This is a genomic window from Pseudomonas sp. ATCC 13867 (assembly GCF_000349845.1).
In the GTDB taxonomy this organism is placed as follows: domain Bacteria; phylum Pseudomonadota; class Gammaproteobacteria; order Pseudomonadales; family Pseudomonadaceae; genus Pseudomonas.
In genome coordinates this window covers 3,582,192-3,598,835 of sequence record NC_020829.1, presented here as the reverse complement: position 1 = coordinate 3,598,835, position 16,644 = coordinate 3,582,192, and the positions used below count along the sequence as shown (strand labels likewise).

The 16,644-nt window shown below is 67.6% G+C and carries 13 protein-coding genes; 5 read left to right on the top strand and 8 right to left on the bottom strand.

Annotated elements, in window-relative coordinates; all coding sequences use genetic code 11:
* Positions 1-135: 135 nt before the first annotated feature.
* From H681_RS15935 to H681_RS25535, 4 genes are all read left to right on the top strand, one after another.
* Positions 136-1,872: a vWA domain-containing protein gene (locus H681_RS15935; RefSeq protein WP_015477907.1), complete on the top strand. Its 1,737-nt coding sequence runs from the start codon at positions 136-138 to the stop codon at positions 1,870-1,872.
* A gap of 1 nt (position 1,873) precedes the next feature.
* On the top strand, positions 1,874-2,464 hold the full coding sequence (locus tag H681_RS15930) for an RNA polymerase sigma factor (RefSeq protein WP_015477906.1): 591 nt from the start codon (positions 1,874-1,876) through the stop codon (positions 2,462-2,464).
* On the top strand, positions 2,461-3,087 hold the full coding sequence (locus H681_RS15925; RefSeq protein ID WP_015477905.1) for a hypothetical protein: 627 nt from the start codon (positions 2,461-2,463) through the stop codon (positions 3,085-3,087). Before H681_RS15930 ends, H681_RS15925 begins: the two co-directional genes overlap by 4 nt.
* 130 nt (positions 3,088-3,217) lie before the next feature.
* A complete protein-coding gene (locus H681_RS25535; protein ID WP_051070437.1) occupies positions 3,218-3,796 on the top strand; it encodes a hypothetical protein in 579 nt (192 codons plus the stop codon).
* Positions 3,797-4,042: 246 nt separating this feature from the next.
* On the opposite strand, the gene H681_RS15915 is transcribed toward H681_RS25535, so the two are convergent.
* The 8 genes from H681_RS15915 to H681_RS15880 form a co-directional block, all read right to left on the bottom strand.
* A complete protein-coding gene (locus tag H681_RS15915; protein ID WP_015477903.1) occupies positions 4,043-5,869 on the bottom strand; it encodes a long-chain-acyl-CoA synthetase in 1,827 nt (608 codons plus the stop codon).
* A gap of 258 nt (positions 5,870-6,127) precedes the next feature.
* On the bottom strand, positions 6,128-6,949 hold the full coding sequence (locus H681_RS15910) for an SDR family oxidoreductase (protein ID WP_015477902.1): 822 nt from the start codon (positions 6,947-6,949) through the stop codon (positions 6,128-6,130).
* Between the two features lie 152 nt (positions 6,950-7,101).
* Positions 7,102-9,090 carry a geranyl-CoA carboxylase subunit apha gene (gene atuF, locus H681_RS15905; RefSeq protein ID WP_015477901.1) on the bottom strand — a complete coding sequence of 663 codons (1,989 nt, stop codon included), beginning with the start codon at positions 9,088-9,090 and terminating at the stop codon, positions 7,102-7,104.
* A 16-nt stretch (positions 9,091-9,106) separates the two neighbouring features.
* Positions 9,107-9,904 (bottom strand): isohexenylglutaconyl-CoA hydratase, encoded by a 798-nt coding sequence (gene atuE, locus H681_RS15900; protein WP_015477900.1) that lies wholly within the window; start codon positions 9,902-9,904, stop codon positions 9,107-9,109.
* 148 nt (positions 9,905-10,052) lie between these two features.
* Positions 10,053-11,213, bottom strand: coding sequence for a citronellyl-CoA dehydrogenase (atuD, locus tag H681_RS15895; protein WP_015477899.1), 1,161 nt, complete (start codon positions 11,211-11,213; stop codon positions 10,053-10,055).
* 104 nt (positions 11,214-11,317) lie between these two features.
* The gene (atuC, locus tag H681_RS15890) at positions 11,318-12,934 is read right to left on the bottom strand and encodes a geranyl-CoA carboxylase subunit beta (RefSeq protein WP_015477898.1); all 1,617 of its coding nucleotides are present in this window, start codon (positions 12,932-12,934) and stop codon (positions 11,318-11,320) included.
* Positions 12,935-12,937: 3 nt separating this feature from the next.
* Positions 12,938-13,813 carry an SDR family oxidoreductase gene (locus H681_RS15885; protein WP_015477897.1) on the bottom strand — a complete coding sequence of 292 codons (876 nt, stop codon included), beginning with the start codon at positions 13,811-13,813 and terminating at the stop codon, positions 12,938-12,940.
* 107 nt (positions 13,814-13,920) lie between these two features.
* The gene (locus tag H681_RS15880; protein ID WP_015477896.1) at positions 13,921-15,714 is read right to left on the bottom strand and encodes an acyclic terpene utilization AtuA family protein; all 1,794 of its coding nucleotides are present in this window, start codon (positions 15,712-15,714) and stop codon (positions 13,921-13,923) included.
* A 221-nt stretch (positions 15,715-15,935) separates the two neighbouring features.
* Here H681_RS15880 and H681_RS15875 point away from each other — a divergent pair, with 221 nt between their 5' ends.
* Complete coding sequence (locus H681_RS15875; protein ID WP_015477895.1) at positions 15,936-16,556, top strand: TetR/AcrR family transcriptional regulator; 621 nt, start codon at positions 15,936-15,938, stop codon at positions 16,554-16,556.
* The last annotated feature ends 88 nt before the right edge of the window (positions 16,557-16,644 follow it).

The following is a 16,644-nucleotide window of genomic DNA, read 5'->3' as shown; positions in this document are numbered from 1 at the left end:
CCGCCCGGCCATATCGATGTTGGGTTGTTCGCGAGCAAGCTCGCTCCTACGAAAAGCTCCAGCTCCAGACCCCGTTAACCCGTTTCTCCGCGCTGCCTCGTCTGAGGAGTTGAATCCCTCCACGAGGCCGCTGCCATGTCGCTTCCCGTTCACTTCCTTCGCCCTGCCGCCCAGGGTTTTGCCATCGGTCTGCTGATCGCCGTCGCCGGCTGCGGTGTTTCCCGCGAGGGCGAGCCGAAGCAGAAAGCCGCTGCAAACACCGATGCCATCCGGGTCGAACCGTTGGCCAGGACGGCCAGCCCTCCGCCCGCGCCCCGTCTGGAGGAGAGCGCAAAGGTGCAGCGTGCCGCCGGCTACGTCGCCCAGGCTCCGGTCGCGAGCATCATGCCCGCGCCCATGACGGACATGCAGCAGCCCGCCTATGTGGACGTGCCCCGCGAGCAGTACCAGAACCTGCCGGACAACCCGGTGCACGCCGTGGCCCGGGACCCGGTCTCCACTTTCAGCATCGACGTGGATACCGGCAGCTACGCCAACGTCCGCCGCATCCTCAACGAAGGCCGGCTGCCGCCCAAGGACGCGGTGCGGCTGGAGGAGATGGTCAACTACTTCCCCTACGACTACGCACTGCCGAGCGAAGGCGCAGCGCCGTTCGGCATCACCACGGAGCTGGCGCCCACGCCGTGGAACCCGAACACCCGCCTGCTGCGCGTCGGCATCAAGGCCTCGGAGCGCCGCGTCGCCGCGCTGCCGCCGGCCAACCTGGTGTTCCTGGTGGACGTCTCCGGCTCCATGGATCGCCGCGAGGGCCTGCCGCTGGTGAAGAGCACCCTGCGGCTGCTGGTGGATCAGTTGCGCGACCAGGACAGGGTGTCCCTGGTGGTCTACGCCGGCGAGTCGCGGGTGGTGCTGGAGCCGACGTCCGGACGTGACAAGGCGACTATCCGCAACGCCATCGAACAGCTTCAGGCCGGCGGCTCCACGGCCGGCGCCTCGGGCATCGAACTGGCCTACCGGATGGCGCAGAAGGGCTACCTGGACAAGGGCATCAACCGCATCCTGCTGGCCACCGACGGCGACTTCAACGTCGGTGTCAGCGACTTCGAAACGCTCAAGCAGATGGCCGCCGAGAAGCGCCGCAGTGGCGTTTCTCTGACCACCCTCGGCTACGGCGTGGACAACTACAACGAGCAGCTCATGGAGCAACTGGCCGATGCCGGCGACGGCAACTACGCCTACATCGACAACCTACGCGAGGCGCGCAAGGTGCTGGTGGAACAACTCAGCTCGACCCTCGCGGTAGTGGCCAAGGACGTGAAGATCCAGCTGGAATTCAACCCCGCCCAGGTCAGCGAATACCGTCTGCTCGGCTACGAGAATCGCGCGCTCAAGCGTGAAGATTTCAGCAACGACAAGGTGGACGCCGGCGAGATCGGTGCCGGGCACACGGTCACCGCGCTCTACGAGATAGTCCCGGCGGGCGGCAAGGGCTGGCTGGAACCGCTGCGCTACCAGAACGACACGTCGAAGGGCGCTGCCAAGGGTGACGAGCTGGCCCTGCTGCGGGTGCGCTACAAGGGCCCGCAGGGTGGCGCCAGCCAGTTGATCGAGCGGCCGATCCGCGCCGCCGGGCAACGCGCGAACATTGCCCAGGCCAGCGACGACCTGCGCTTCGCCGCAGCGGTGGCAGCCTTCGCCCAGCAGCTGGAGGGGGGCCGCTACACCGGCGCCTTCGACATCGGCGATACTGTGCAACTGGCTCGCGCCGCGCGGGGCGAGGATCGTTTCGGCCTGCGCGCCGAGTTCGTCCAGCTCGCCGAGCTGGCGCAGAGCCTGCAGACCCCGGTACCCGAACAGGCACGGATCGAGTGATGTGAACATACCCCTCAGGGACGACAGTGACGCCGCGCTGCTGCGGCGCTACCGACACGGTGACGCCGAGGCCTTCGCCGAGCTCTACGCTCGCCATCGCCTCGGCCTGTACCGCTTCCTCTGCGGTTTGTGCGGCGATAGCGCACAGGCCGAGGAAGTCTTCCAGGAAACCTGGCTGAGCCTGGTCCGCAGCGACAGCCAACCGGGCGCGGCCAGCTTCAAGACCTGGCTGTACCAGATCGGCCGCAACCGGCTGATCGACCACTGGCGCAAGCAGGGCCGGCACCAGGGGCGCCAGGAGAGCTTCGACGAGCAGCTGCACGGCGATGCGCTGCCCGGCGAGGGCGAAGACCCAGAGCGCGAACTGCTGCTGAGCCGCGACCGGCAGCGCCTGCAGGGTGCCCTGGAAGCGCTGCCGGAGGAGCAGCGCGAAGTCTTCCTGTTGCGTGCCCACGGCGACCTGGAGCTGAACGAGATTGCCGAGCTGACGCGCGCCCCGGCCGAGACGGTGAAGAGCCGGCTGCGCTACGCGTTGCAGAAACTGCGCCGGTTGCTGTCCGACCCGGCGGCGACCGAGGAGGTGAGCCCATGAACCGCGATCCGCACGAGCAGGAACTGCTCGAGCACTACCGCCGGCACAGCGACGAGCAGCCGTCGGCGCAGTTGGACGCGCGCATCCTGGCCGCCGCTCGCGCTGGCGTGCGGGAGCGCAGGCCCAGCTTCGCCGAGCGCCTGCGTCACTGGCTGCTGGGAACCGGCAGCCGCCAGCGCTGGGGCGTCGCCGTGGCGGGTCTGGCGACCCTGGGGATCGGCTTGAGCCTGACCTTGCGTACCTTCGAGGAGGCGCCCGAACGATTCGATACCCCCGTCGCTCCGGCCCTGCTGAGTGCGGCGCCGCCGGCGGCACCGGCGCCCGCCGCGCCGGCGGAAGCCAAGCGCAAGGCCGAGTCCGTCGCTCGCGGTATCGCCAACTCGCAGTACGCGGCACCGCCTGCGGCGAAGGCCTCCGGCACGTTGGCGGAAGAGGCTACGCCTGCCGCCCTGATGGCCGATGCCGTGGCGCCGGAAGAGCCCCGGGCCAGCCTGCTGCGCCTGCGCGTGCTGCAGGAACAGGGACGGGAGAGTGATGCTCGCGAGCTGCGCCAGTCCCTGCAGCGACAGTTCCCGAAGCTGGACATCGACGCCGCGTTGCGGACTCTGCCGGCCAAGCCTTGACCGATGACAGGCCGCCGCAGGGCGGCCTCTGACAGACTCTCTGGTAACGGTAAAGGCTTGTGATAACTGGCCTCTTGCCATAGCGCTCGACTCGCGCCAGCATGGCGCGTTTTTTCCTGCCGGCCCGATCATGACGCCCAGCCGAATCCTTCTTGCCGCCTGCCTGACGCTTCTGCTCGCCGCCTGTGGCGATGAGCACCAGGACAAGGCGCCGAGCCCGCCGCACGGGCAGTCCGCAGGGACGCCAGCCACCGCGTCCGCAGCGAAACCGACGGCCGAACGACCACGCGAATCGGAAGCCGCGCCAGCGGCGGCCGAGGCGGTCGCATCTAGCAAGGCGCCGGCCGTCGAAGCGGCGACCCGGCACGAAGCGAAAGCGTTTGCCAAGCACGAAACCAAGGCAGACTCCAAGGCGAGAACTGCGAAGAAGCCGGCGGTCGACCCCGCCGTCAGGCGGCCGCTACCGCCGGTACAGTTGGACCTGCACCTGCCCAGGGATCTGGTGCATCAGTTGCAACCCGACAAACCGGTGCCGGAACTAGAAGAGAAGCCGATCCTGCCGCCGATGTTCGCCGAGAAGACTGGCCAGAGCCCGTTCGAAGTGGGTGCCCGGCTGATCCAGCGTGAACGCAACGAGCGCGAGACCGACGACGACAGCTGGCACTCGGATATCCGTGGCGCGGAGTTGCAGTTCCAGTTCCGTAACTGATCTTTTTGTAGGAGCGAGCTTGCTCGCGAACCGCACTCCGCCAGTACTCAGTGCGGGCGGCGAAGCTGATCGCGGATAAATCCGCTCCTACGAAAAGCTATTCCGCACGCCAGGAGCGTAGGACGTATAACGTCGACGTTATACGCCGTTTGACCTTGGTCTCCGGGCGCTCCGGACTCAGCCTTGGCATCCGTGACAGGTCATGGCGCAACGGCGTACAACCGCGAACGGATGTACGCCCTACGCTCAGAAACGGTGTTCGCCGCGCCGGATCGCCTCGAACAGGCCGCCGTCCAGCGCCCGGTAGCCGCTCTCGCCAGGCAGCCGGACGAACAGGGCTTCGCTCACCTGCTCCGGGTCGTAGGCGCTGCGCTTGAGGTCGGTCTTCTTGTACTTGAAGGTCCCGGTAGTCTCCACCTGGGCGAGCAGGCGCAGGAACAGCGGCACGGCGTAGGCCGGCAGCTCGCGGTCCAGGTGTTCGGCCAGTTGTGCGCCATCCAGGCTGGCGCCGTCGCGCAGGCGCAGCGCGGCCATCCCGCAGCGGCCATTCGTACCGGGAATCTCCACGCCGTAGACCACTGCGTCTTCCACGACCGGGAAGGCGCCCAGGGCGTTTTCCACCTCGGTGGTCGAGACGTTCTCGCCCTTCCAGCGGAAGGTGTCGCCCAGGCGGTCGACGAACTGGGTGTGCTTGAAGCCGATGTCGCGCATCAGGTCGCCGGTGTTGAACCAGGCGTCGCCCTTCTTGAACACGTCACGGAAGATCGCCGCCTCGCTCTTGGACGGATCGGTGTAGCCGTCGAACGGCCACTTGTCGCTGATCTCGCTGATCAACAGGCCGGCCTCGCCCTTGTCGACCTTCTCCATGAAGCCCTTGGCGCCGCGCACCGGTTGGTCGTTCTCCAGGTCGTAGCGGACGATGGCGTAGGTGGCGGGGGAGAAGCCCACGGTATTGTCGAAGTTGAACACGTTGGTGAAGCCGATGTTGCCCTCGCTGGAGGCGTAGAACTCGGTGATCCGCTCGATGCCGAAGCGCGCCTTGAACTCGTTCCAGATCGACGGGCGCAGGCCATTGCCGATCATGCAGGTCAGGCTGTTGCCGCGTTCCTCGGCGCATTCGGGCTGGTTGAGCAGGTAGCGGCAGAGCTCGCCGATGTAGCCGAAGCAGGTCGCCTGGTAGGTCTGCACGTCCTTCCAGAAGGCGCTGGCGGAGAACCGGCGGCGCAGGGCGATGGCCGCACCGCCGGCCAGCGCCGCGCTCCAGCACACGGTGACGGCATTGTTGTGGTAGCAGGGCAGGGTCAGGTAGAGCACGTCATTGCTGCTCAGCCCCAGGCCCGAATGGCCGAAGCCGCCGTAGGCCTTGATCCACTTGCCGTGGCTCATGATCGAGGCTTTCGGCAGGCCGGTGGTGCCGGAGGTGTAGATGTAGAAGCAGGCGTCCTTCAGGCGTACCTGGGCGGTTTCCGCCAGGTTGGTCGAGTTCTGCTCCTGGGCCATGCGCATCAGGTTGTGCCAGCCCAGCGGAGGCTGGCTGGGTTCGCTCAGGGTGTCGCCATCGGCCACCCAGTAGCAGCGTCCGCCGCTGTTTTCGAGCACCGGGCGGACGTCTTCGAAGGCTTCGCGCAATTCCTCGCCGACCACGAAGTGGCTGGGCTTGACCAGGTTGAGGCTGTGGCTGAGCACCTGGCCGCGCTGGGTGGTGTTGACCAGCGCGCCGATGGCGCCGAGCTTGGCCAGCGCGGCCAGCACCACCATCAGTTCGGCGCGGTTCTCCAGCATCACCGCCACCACGCTGCCGTGGCCCACGCCTTCGGCCAGGAAGGCTCGCGCCAGGCGGTTGGCCCAGCCGTTGAAGAGCGCGTAGGACAGGCGTCGGCGTTCGTCGATCAGCGCCGGGCTGTCCGGATACAGGCGCGCGGCGCGCTCCAGGGCCCAGCCCAGGGAAAGGTTCTTCTCGCGATTGCGGATGCCGGTGTAGTACAGCCCGCGCAGCATGCGCGGCACGCGGCCGAGGGTGGCCGGCAGGTGGGCGAGGAAACGGGTCGGAGTGATCAGGTCGGCGTGGGTCATGGCTCTCGCGCTTTGTCATTGTTCTGCGGGAACTGGCGTCCCACCACTCTAGGAGGTCTTCGCGCACCGGGGCTATGACCCTGACGCGCGGCGTATCGGGCAGTTCGGCAAATGGCGTCGTGGACGGAGGCGAACGCCGACGCCCGGTCCGCAGGATGAGGGCGCGGAGCGATACCCAGGCCTCGATCGATGGGTATCGCAGGCTCCACCCATCCTGCGGGCGGCGAGGTTGTACTTTGAGCGCCGAGCGGCGGGGCGTCAGTCGAGGAACAGGTCCGGCACCAGCGAGCCGCCGTTCGGGTCGTAGCGGTACTGCTCGAAGTCGGTCTGGCCCTGCTCGCGCAGGATCTCCTCGTCGATCAGCAGGCGCCCGCTGATGCTGCGGCCTTGGCTTGCGAGGATGGCGTAGGCCGCGTCGGCCATGATGGCTGGCGTACGTGCCCGCTTGAAGGCGTCGCGGCTGCCCAGTTCGAACTCGATGGCGGCGGTGGCGATCATGGTCTTCGGCCACAGGGCGTTGACGCTGATGCCGTACTTCTTGAACTCCTCGTGCATGCCCAGGGTGAGCATGCTCATGCCGTACTTGGTGACGGTATAGGGGCCGTGCTGGGCGAACCACTTGCCGGCCAGGTTGATCGGCGGCGACAGGCTGAGGATGTGGCCCTGGCTCTGCTTCAGGTAGGGCAGCGCCGCCTGGCCGCAGACCATCACGGCGCGGGTGTTGATCTGGTACATCAGGTCGAAGCGCTTGGGCTCCAGGCGCTCCACGCCCACCAGCTTGATGGCGCCGGCGTTGTTCACCAGCGCATCGATGCCGCCGAAATGTTCGGCGGCGCGGCTCATGGCCTCGCGCACGGCATTTTCGTCGCGCACGTCCAGTTGCAGCGCCAGGGCCTTGCCGCCGGCCGCCTCGACTTCCGCGGCGACGCTGAAGATGGTGCCTTCAAGCTTCGGGTGGGGCTCGGCGCTCTTGGCGGCGATGACGATGTTGGCGCCGTCGCGCGCCGCGCGCAGGGCGATCTCGCGGCCGATGCCACGGCTGGCGCCGGTAATGAAGAGGGTTTTGCCGGAAAGGGACATGGTTGGGGCTCCGTGTTCTTGTGGTCTTGTTCTGACGGAATCGCTGGTTGGGGGCTCTTGTAGGAGCGAGCTTGCTCGCGAACCCGAGCCCCGCAGCGGGGGCTGTTCGCGAGCGAGCTCGCTCCTACGGAAAGCGAAAAATCGAACGCGTTTCAGGCTTCCGCGGCCTCCACTTCCACCAGCAACTGCCGGGATTTCACCTGCTCGCCCTTGCTCACCTGCACGCGGCGGATCACGCCGTCGACGCCGGCCTTGAGCGGGTGCTCCATCTTCATCGCTTCCAGCACCAGCAGCAATTGGCCCTTGCTGACCCGCGTGCCCTCGGCCACCAGCACGTCGACGATGGCGCCATCCATCGGCGCCTTCACCGTGCCGGAGCCCGCGCCCGCAGTGGCGCCGGCCGGCTCGTGGGTGACGTCCAGCAGCTCCAGGTTGCCGTCTGCGCCGTACAGCCACAGGCGCGCGCCGTCCCGGTGGAAGGGCAGGCGACGGCGGATACCGTCGATTTCGATGAGCGCGTCGCCGCCGTCCTCGCCGAGCAGGCGCAAAGCGACCTCGTGCTCGCCGATGCGTGTCAGCAGCGCCGGCTGGGTGCCGTGCTGGCGGACTTCCAGTTCGACGACGAATTTCTCCTCACCGTGCTTGAGGACGAACTGCCACGGCGCGCTGCCCGCGCTTCGCCAGCCGGAGAGACCGGGCTGGTGCGCGCGGCCGCTCGCCGAAGCCTGGTAGAGCAGGGCGGCGGCGCAGGCCAGTTCCAGCGCCTGCGGCTGGCGCGGGGCCAGGCTGGGGTCGCCGGCGAACTGCTCGCCGATGAACGCGGTAGTGGCTTTGCCGGCGGCGAATTCCGGGTGCTTGAGCAGGTTGGCGAGGAAGCGCTGGTTGCCGGTCACGCCCAGCAGCACGCAGTCCTCGACGGCGCGCACCAACTTGCGCCGGGCCTCGTCGCGGGTGGCTCCGTAGGCGATGACCTTGGCCAGCATCGGGTCGTAGAAGGGCGTCACCGGCTGGCCTTCGCGCAGGCCGTGGTCGATACGGATGCCGTCCAGTTGCGGTGGCGTCCAGCGCAGCACCTGACCGGTCTGCGGGAGGAAGCCGCCACCTGCGTCCTCGGCGTACAGGCGAACCTCGATGGCATGGCCCTTGAGCTGGATCTGTTCCTGCGTCAGCGGCAGCGGATGGCCTTCGGCGACACGGATCTGCCAGGCCACCAGGTCCTGGCCGGTGACCAGTTCGGTGACCGGGTGCTCCACCTGCAGGCGGGTGTTCATCTCCAGGAAGTAGAAGTCGCCGCCGGCGTCCAGCAGGAACTCCACGGTGCCGGCGCCGAGGTAATTCACCGACGCGGCAGCCTTCACGGCGGCGTTGCCCATCGCCACACGCAGTTCCTCGGTGAGCACGGGGCAGGGCGCTTCCTCTATGACCTTCTGGTGGCGGCGTTGCACCGAGCAGTCGCGCTCGCCGAGGTAGACGATGTTGCCGTGGCTGTCACCGAACACCTGGATTTCCACATGGCGCGGCTGCACCACGGCTTTCTCCAGGATCAGCTCGCCGCTGCCGAAGGCGTTCTGCGCTTCCGAGCGCGCGGTGCGCAACTGTTCGGCGAGGTCTTCGCTGCGGGTGACCAGGCGCATGCCGCGCCCGCCGCCGCCGGCGCTGGCCTTGATCATCAGCGGGTAGCCTATGCGCTGCGCTTCGCGGGTGAGCGTGGCATCGTCCTGCTCCGCGCCTTCGTAGCCGGGGATGCAGGGCACGCCGGCTTCGAGCATGGCGATCTTCGACAGGCGCTTGCTGCCCATCAGGTGGATGGCTTCGACGCCGGGGCCGATGAAGACAATGCCGGCGGCCTGGCAGGCGCGGGCGAAGTCGGCGTTTTCCGAGAGGAAGCCGTAGCCGGGGTGGACCGCGCCGGCGCCGGTGCGTTTCGCCGCGTCGAGAATCGCTTCCGGCTTCAGGTAGGACTGGCCCACGGGCGCCGGGCCGATGCACACGGACTCGTCGGCCAGTTGCACGTGACGGGCGTTGGCGTCGGCCTCGCTGTACACGGCCACGGTGCGGTAGCCCAGGTCGTGGGCGGTGCGGATCACCCGGCAGGCGATCTCGCCGCGGTTGGCGATGAGGATCTTGTCGAAACTGGGCATGACGGTTTCCTCGGGGCTACTGCGCCCAGTTCGGTTTGCGTTTCTGCACGAAGGCGAGGGTGCCTTCGGCGCCTTCCGCGCCGGTCACCGCAGCGGCGAACTGGTGCGCGGCGGCGTCCAGCAACGGGCCGAGGGCTTCGCTTTCGGTGGCCAGCAGCAGCGCCTTGGTGGCGGCGTTGGCGCCGGGGGCGCAGCGGCGGACCTGTTCCAGGCTTTCCGCCAGTTGCCGGCCGAGGCTGTCGGCAGTGTCGGCGCACAGGTGCACCAGGCCCAGGCGCAGCGCCTCGCGGCCATCGAAGCGGGCGGCGGTGAGGGCCAGGCGGCGGGCCTGGGTCAGGCCGATGCGTTTCACCACGAAGGGCGCGATCTGCGCCGGCAGGATGCCGAGGCTGGTTTCCGGCAGGCCGAACTGCGCGTCCACCGCCGCGATGGCGATGTCGGAGACGCAGGCCAGGCCGAAGCCGCCGCCGAGCACCGCGCCTTCCAGCACGGTGACCAGCACCTGGGGCTGTGCCTGGGCTTCCTCCAGCAGGCCGCCGAACGCGCGGTTCAGCGCGGCGTGGGCGTCGGGGCCGGCGGCGCGGGCGCTGGCCATGTCCTTGATGTCACCGCCGGCGCAGAAGTGCCCGCCGGCGCCGCGCAGGACAATGGCGCGCACGGCACGGTCGTCGCGCACGGCGGCGAGCACCGCACGCAGTTCGCCGACCATCGCCAGGCTCATGGCGTTGCGGCTGTCCGGACGGTTCAGGGTGACGTGCAGCACGCCGCCGTCACGTTCCAGCAGCAGGGTTTCGCAGTTCGGCAATTGGCTCATGCCGGGTTCCTCGTCAATTCTGTGTCGGCCTGCTTTCTGTAGGAGCGAGCTTGCTCGCGAACAGAGTTTCACTTAGCGCCGAGGTGCCATGTGGTTCGCGAGCAAGGACTAGGCGTCCCCCTCGATCCTACGAAGAGCCAAAAGGCTCTCAGCCTTTTTTCTTGCCCGGCAGGGTGCCCATCAGCTTGCAGATGATGCCCAGCATGATTTCGTCCGCGCCGCCGCCGATGGAAACCAGGCGGGTGTCGCGGTAGGCCCGTGCGATCGGGTTTTCCCACATGAAGCCCTGGCCGCCCCAGTACTGCAGGCAGGCGTCGGTGACCTCGCGGGCCAGGCGGCCGACCTTGAGCTTGGCCATTGAGGCCAGGCGGGTGACGTCCTTGCCGCGGATGTACTGCTCGGTGGCCTGGTAGGTGAGGGCGCGCAGGCACTCGATCTCGGTCATCAGCTCGGCCATGCGGAAGTGGATGACCTGGTTGTCGATCAGCGCCTGGCCGAAGGTCTTGCGCTCCTTGCAGTAGTCGATGGTGGCGTTGACGCAATACTCCATGCCCTTGATTCCGCTGGCCGCGCCGAACAGGCGTTCCTCCTGGAACTGCAGCATCTGCATCATGAAGCCCGCGCCCTCGGCGCCGATGCGGTTGCGCTGCGGGACGCGCACGTCGTCGAAGAACACCTGGGCGGTCTCCGAGCTGCGCATGCCGAGCTTGTCCAGGTGCGGGCTGACGCTGATGCCCTTGGACTTCATCGGCACCATGATCAGCGACTTGTTGACGTGGGGCTTGTCGTCGGAGGTGTTGGCCAGCAGGCAGATGAAGTCGGCGGACGGCGAGTTGGTGATCCACATCTTGCTGCCGTTGATGACGTAGTCGTCGCCATCCTTGCGCGCGGTGGTCTTCAGGCCCGCCACGTCGGAGCCGGCGCCGACTTCGGAGACGCCGATGCAGCCGACCATCTCGCCGGCGATCGCCGGGCGCAGGAACTCCTCGCGCAGCTCGTCGGAGCCGAAACGCGCCAGGGCTGGGGTGCACATGTCGGTCTGCACGCCCAGGGCCATCGGCACGCCGCCGCAATGGATGGTGCCGAACTCCTCTGCGGCGACCACCGAGTAGCTGTAGTCCAGGCCCATGCCGCCGAATTTCTCCGGCTTGGAGATACCCAGCAGGCCCAGGTCGCCGGCTTTCTTGAAGACTTCATGGATCGGGAAGCGTCCGGCCTTTTCCCACTCGTCGACGTAGGGGTTGATCTCGCGCTCGACGAAGTTGCGGACGGTGCGGCGGAGTTCTTCGTGTTCCTGGGTGAAGATCATTTCTTGTTCTCCGTGGGGTCTTTCAATTCAGGTAGGGCGAATAAAGCGGAACGCTTTATCCGCCGGCCTGGCGGATGACGCCCGAGGCGTCATGCGCCCTACGTTCAGAATCGTGAAACGCCGAAACTGTTGTTCTTCAGCGGCCGCACGGCCGCCTCCGCGCAGATGTCCAGCAGGTAGCCGAGCAGCGCACGGGTGTCGCGCGGGTCGATCAGCCCGTCGTCCCACAGGCTCGCCGTGCCGTAGAGCGCGGTGGACTGGGCGTCGAGCTTCTGCGCGGTCATCTGTTCGAGCATGTCGAGCATCTTCGGGTCGGGCTCCTTGCCCTCCTTGGCGTGCTTCTCCTCGGTGACGATGCGCAGCACCTTGCCGGCCTGGGCGCCGCCCATCACGGCGGTGCGGCTGTTGGGCCAGGCGAAGATGAAGCGCGGGTCCAGCCCGCGGCCGCACATGGCGTAGTTGCCGGCGCCGTAGGAGCCGCCGACGACCAGGGTGAGCTTGGGCACGGTGGCGTTGGCCACCGCCTGGATCATCTTCGAGCCGTGCTTGATCACGCCCAGGCGCTCGGACTCGGTGCCGACCATGAAACCGGTGGTGTTGTGCAGGAACAGGATCGGCGTGTTGCTCTGCTCGCACAACTGGATGAACTGCGCCGCCTTGGCCGCGCCCTGCGGGGTGATCGGGCCGTTGTTGCCGATCAGGCCGCAGGCGTGGCCTTCGATGTGCAGGTGACCGCAGACGGTCTGGCTGTCGAACTCGTTCTTGAAGTCGAGGAAGCGCGAGCCGTCGGCGATGCGCGCAATGATTTCGCGCACGTCATAGGGCTTCTTCGGGTCCGCCGGGACTACGCCGAGCAGCTCCTCGGCCGGGTGCAGCGGGGCATCCCATGCCTGCTTCGGACGCGCCGGCAGCTGCGCATTCCACGGCAGCGCGGCGAGGATTTCGCGGGCCAGGCGCACGCCGTCGGCGTCGTTCTCCGCCAGGTACTCGGCAGTGCCGGCGACCTGGGCGTGCAGTTCGGCGCCACCGAGGTCTTCATCGGTGGCGATTTCGCCAGTGGCGGCCTTGAGCAGCGGCGGACCGGCGAGGAACATCTTGGCCTTGCCGCGCACCACCACCACGTAGTCCGACAGCCCCGGCTGGTAGGCGCCGCCGGCGGTGGACGAGCCGTGCACCACGGTGACCTGCGGAATACCCGCAGCCGACATGCGTGCCTGGTTGGCGAAGCCGCGCGCACCTTCGACGAAGATGTCCGCCGCGTAGTTCAGGTTGGCGCCGCCGCTTTCGGTCAGCGCCACCACCGGCAGCTTGTTCTCGAAGGCGATCTGCTGCAGGCGCAGGGTCTTCTTCAGCCCGGTGGGGGAGATGGTGCCACCCTTGATCGCGCTGTTGCTGGCGGTGACCAGGCAGCGCACCCCGGCGATGTAGCCGATGCCGGATATGATGCCGCCGCCGGCCTGGGTGCCGTCCTTGTCGTCGTGCAACTTGTAGCCGGCCAGCGAGGAAAGTTCGAGGAACGGCGCGCCGGCGTCCAGCAGCAGGTTCAGGCGTTCGCGCGGCAGCAACTGGCCGCGCTTGTCGAACTTCGGCTTGGCCTCGGCGGCCTTGTCCAGCACCTTCTGTTCGACCTCGCGGAAGCCTGCCACGGCGGCCAGCATGGCCTCGCGGTTGCGGGCGAAGTCTTCGCCCTGGACATCGATTTCCGACTGGATCACCGGCATGGCTTACTCCTGGTCCTTGAGGACGTCCGGCAGGAAGGCACGGTGGAAGCCATTGTAGGAACGGCTCTGCCCCGGCTTGCCCTTCACCAGCGGGAAGGCGCGGCTGCCCTGGCTGGCGGCGCCGTCGATGCGGATGGTGTTGCCGCTGATGAAGGCGGCCCCGGGGGAGAGCAGGAAGACGATGGCGGCGGAGACTTCCGACTCGGTGCCGATGCGCTTGAGCGGCACGTGCTCGCGCAGGGTCGGGATCACTGCCTTGAACGCGCCTTCGTAGGTGTCCATGCCGCTGGAAGCGATCCAGCCCGGCGCCACGGCGTTGACCCGCACGCCGGCGTGGCCCCACTCGATGGCGGCGGTCTTGGTGAAGTTCTCCATGCCGGCGCGGGCGGCGCCGGAGTGGCCCATGCCGGGCATGCCGCCCCACATGTCGGCGAGCATGTTGACGATGCTGCCGCCGGTCTTGCTCAGGCTCTGGTTGAACACTTCGCGGGCCATCAGGAAGCCGCCCACCAGGTTGGTGCGCACCACGGCTTCGAAACCCTTGAGGTTGATCGAGGCCAGCGGCGCGGGGTACTGGCCGCCGGCGTTGTTGACCAGGTGATGGATCGGCCCGCGCTCGGCGATGACCTGCGCCACCAGAGCCTTCACCGCTTCCTCGTCGCGGATGTCGCAGCTGTGCCAGCTGGCGCTGCCGCCGTCTTCGATGATTTCGCCGGCGGTCTTCTCCAGCTTCTCCGCCTTGCGCCCGACCAGCACCACGTGGGCGCCGAGGGCCGCCAGTTCATGGGCGGTGCAGCGGCCGATGCCGCTGCCGCCGCCGGTGACGATGATGGTCTGGCCGTCGAACAGGCCGGGTTTGAAGGTCGAGTCGTAGCTCATTGTCGTTTTCGTCCTGCTCAATCGTTCTTTGTACGGGCTCTTCGTAGGAGCGAGCTTGCTCGCGAACAGGCTTCGCTGAGGGGCTGGGTTCGCGAGCAAGCTCGCTCCTACAGGTTCAGTTCATCGGCGATGTGCTGCGGCACCGCCACCGGGAATTCCAGCAGTTGCTGGGCGAAGGCCTTGCCCTGCGGATCGATGCGCAGGCTGGCGACGCCGCCGCCGCCCAGGGCGTTCTCCAGCAGGAAGTTCAGGCTGTGGCTGCCCGGCAGGTGCCAGCGGCTGACGCGGCCAACCTGCGGGTCGAGCACGTGCTGCATCCATTCGGCCACCGCGCCTTCGCTCAGCGCCTCGGCGATCCACGGCAGGTACTCGGGCTTGCGCGCCATCACGCCGATGTTGCTGTGATTGCCCTTGTCGCCGGAGCGCGCCACGGCCAGCTTCACCAGCGCCACGCTGGCCTGGGCCGGGCCTTTCATCGTGGCGACCGGGAGGTCATCGCCCAGCGCTGCCGGGTCGAAGCCATCGATCTTCGGCAGGACAACCGGCTGGCGCTGGCCATCGATCTCCACGGCCAGCTCGCAGGCGTCCTTGTCGATCAGGAAGGAGAACAGGCGGATCACCGGGTACACGGTGGGGCGGCCGCCGACGATGCCGGTCAGGCCCGGTGCCATGCCGGTGGCGGCCTGGGCGATCTCGCGGGAGAACAGCGCCAGGGCTTCCTTGCGGCTGTGGCGCACGGCGAGCTTCACCACGATCTCGCGGTTGTCCGAGCGGCGCCCGTGCGGGCCGTAGGTGGCCTCGCTGCCGAGCAGTTCGATGCTCACTTCGCGGTACGGGCCCCAGCCGCGTTCCATGAGGATTTCCTCGGTCTTGGCGATGATCGCCTGGCTGACCCGCTCGGCCTTCTTCACCGCGTCGATACCGGCGATCAGGCAACTGGCGGTGCAGCGGAAACCGTCCGGGTAGGTGGCGCTGACCTTGTATTGGCCGGTCGGCGGCAGGCCGCGCGCGCCGCTGATGGCCACGCGGTGGTCGCCCACCTGGGCGAGCTTGACCTGGGTGAAGTCGCAGACCACGTCGGGCAGCAGGTAGGCGCGCGGGTCGCCGATCTCGTAGAGCATCTGCTCGCCCACCGACAGCGGCGTCACCAGCCCGCCGGTGCCTTGCGGCTTGGTCACCACGAACTCGCCGCTGGCCTGCACTTCGACAAGCGGGAAGCCGATGTGCTCATAGTCCGGCACGCTTTCCCAGTCGGTGAAGTTGCCGCCGGTGCACTGCGCGCCGCATTCGATGATGTGCCCGGCCAGCGCGGCCTGGGCCAGCTTGTCGTAGTCGTTCCAGGCCCAGCCGAATTCGTGCACCAGGGCGGCGCTGACCACCGCGCTGTCCACCACGCGGCCGGTGATGACGATATCGGCACCGGCCTTAAGCGCTTCGACTATGCCGGGGGCGCCGAGGTAGGCGTTGACCGAGACGCACATCGGCGGCATCGGCGCGCCTGAGAACATCTCGCGGGTGCCGGCTTTGGCCAGTTCGCCCAGGCGCGGTTGCAGGTTGTCGCCGTGTACCACGGCGATCTTCAGCGCCACGCCGGCTTTCTCGCAGGCGACGGCCAGGGCGCTGGCGCAGGCCTGCGGGTTCACCCCGCCGGCATTGCTGATCACGCGGATCTTTTTCGCCGCGATGTCGCCCAGCAGGGGTGTCATCACTTCGACGAAATCGGTGGCGTAGCCTGCCTCGGGGTTCTTCAGACGCGCACCGGCCATGATCGACATGGTGATCTCGGCCAGGTAATCGAAGACCAGGTAGTCCATCTGGGCGCCGCGCACCAGTTGGGCGGCGGCGGTGGAGGTGTCGCCCCAGAAGGCGGAGGCGCAACCGATACGTACGGTTCTAGTCATTGTTCTGCCCGTGACGCTGAGTGATGGGTCGACATTACCAAGCAAGCGCTTGGTTGAAAAGCCCCGATCGAGCGACAACCCCAACCATTGGATGGCCAAGCGCTTGCTTGGTTGGTGCTCCCGGGCTTACATTTCGTCAGACAACACAAGCACTTGCAGGGCGTTCCCGTGAATCGCCGTGAACAGACGAGCCGGATGGGCCGAGAGAGGGGAGAGAAGGCGTGGATGACCGTAAAGCCCGCGAAGTGATGCTGGAGCTGGTCGGGACCGGGCAGATCACCGACCCGGAGAGCGCCCGCGGCAAGTTGTTGCACACGGCCGCGCACCTGTTCCGCAGCAAGGGCTACGAACGCACCACGGTGCGCGACCTGGCCAGCGCGGTGGGGATTCAGTCCGGCAGCATCTTTCATCACTTCAAGAGCAAGGACGAGATCCTGCGCTCGGTGATGGAGGAAACCATCCTCTACAACACCGCCCTGATGCGTGCCGCCCTGGCCGAGGCCACGACCCTGCGCGAACGCCTGCTGGCGCTGATCCGCTGCGAGTTGCAGTCGATCACCGGCGGCACCGGCGAGGCGATGGCGGTGCTGGTCTATGAATGGCGCTCGCTGTCGGAGGAAGGCCAGGCCTACATCCTCAGCCTGCGCGACATCTACGAGCAGATGTGGCTGGAAGTGCTGGAAGAGGCCCGCGCGGCCGGTTGCAGCCAGGGCGACCCCTTCATCCTGCGGCGTTTCCTCACCGGGGCGCTGTCCTGGTCGATCACCTGGTTCCGTCCCGAGGGCAGCCTGACTCTCGACGAACTGGCGGAGCAGGCGTTGCTGCTGGTGATGCGCGAGTAGGTTCCTGGTGTGGGAGCGAGCTTGCTCGCGAACCAACTCCGCTGCGGGGCTGGTGTGCGAGCAAGCTCGCTCCTACGAACAGCGGTCC

Bases quoted from the DNA above. Each gene is read 5' to 3' on its own strand.
- atuF (WP_015477901.1), bottom strand. From the start codon at position 9,090: ATGCCCAGTTTCGACAAGATCCTCATCGCCAACCGCGGCGAGATCGCC.
- H681_RS15915 (WP_015477903.1), bottom strand. From the start codon at position 5,869: ATGACCCACGCCGACCTGATCACTCCGACCCGTTTCCTCGCCCACCTG.
- atuD (WP_015477899.1), bottom strand. From the start codon at position 11,213: ATGATCTTCACCCAGGAACACGAAGAACTCCGCCGCACCGTCCGCAAC.
- H681_RS15880 (WP_015477896.1), bottom strand. From the start codon at position 15,714: ATGACTAGAACCGTACGTATCGGTTGCGCCTCCGCCTTCTGGGGCGAC.
- H681_RS25535 (WP_051070437.1), top strand. From the start codon at position 3,218: ATGACGCCCAGCCGAATCCTTCTTGCCGCCTGCCTGACGCTTCTGCTC.
- H681_RS15935 (WP_015477907.1), top strand. From the start codon at position 136: ATGTCGCTTCCCGTTCACTTCCTTCGCCCTGCCGCCCAGGGTTTTGCC.
- H681_RS15925 (WP_015477905.1), top strand. From the start codon at position 2,461: ATGAACCGCGATCCGCACGAGCAGGAACTGCTCGAGCACTACCGCCGG.
- H681_RS15910 (WP_015477902.1), bottom strand. From the start codon at position 6,949: ATGTCCCTTTCCGGCAAAACCCTCTTCATTACCGGCGCCAGCCGTGGC.
- atuC (WP_015477898.1), bottom strand. From the start codon at position 12,934: ATGCCGGTGATCCAGTCGGAAATCGATGTCCAGGGCGAAGACTTCGCC.
- H681_RS15885 (WP_015477897.1), bottom strand. From the start codon at position 13,813: ATGAGCTACGACTCGACCTTCAAACCCGGCCTGTTCGACGGCCAGACC.
- atuE (WP_015477900.1), bottom strand. From the start codon at position 9,904: ATGAGCCAATTGCCGAACTGCGAAACCCTGCTGCTGGAACGTGACGGC.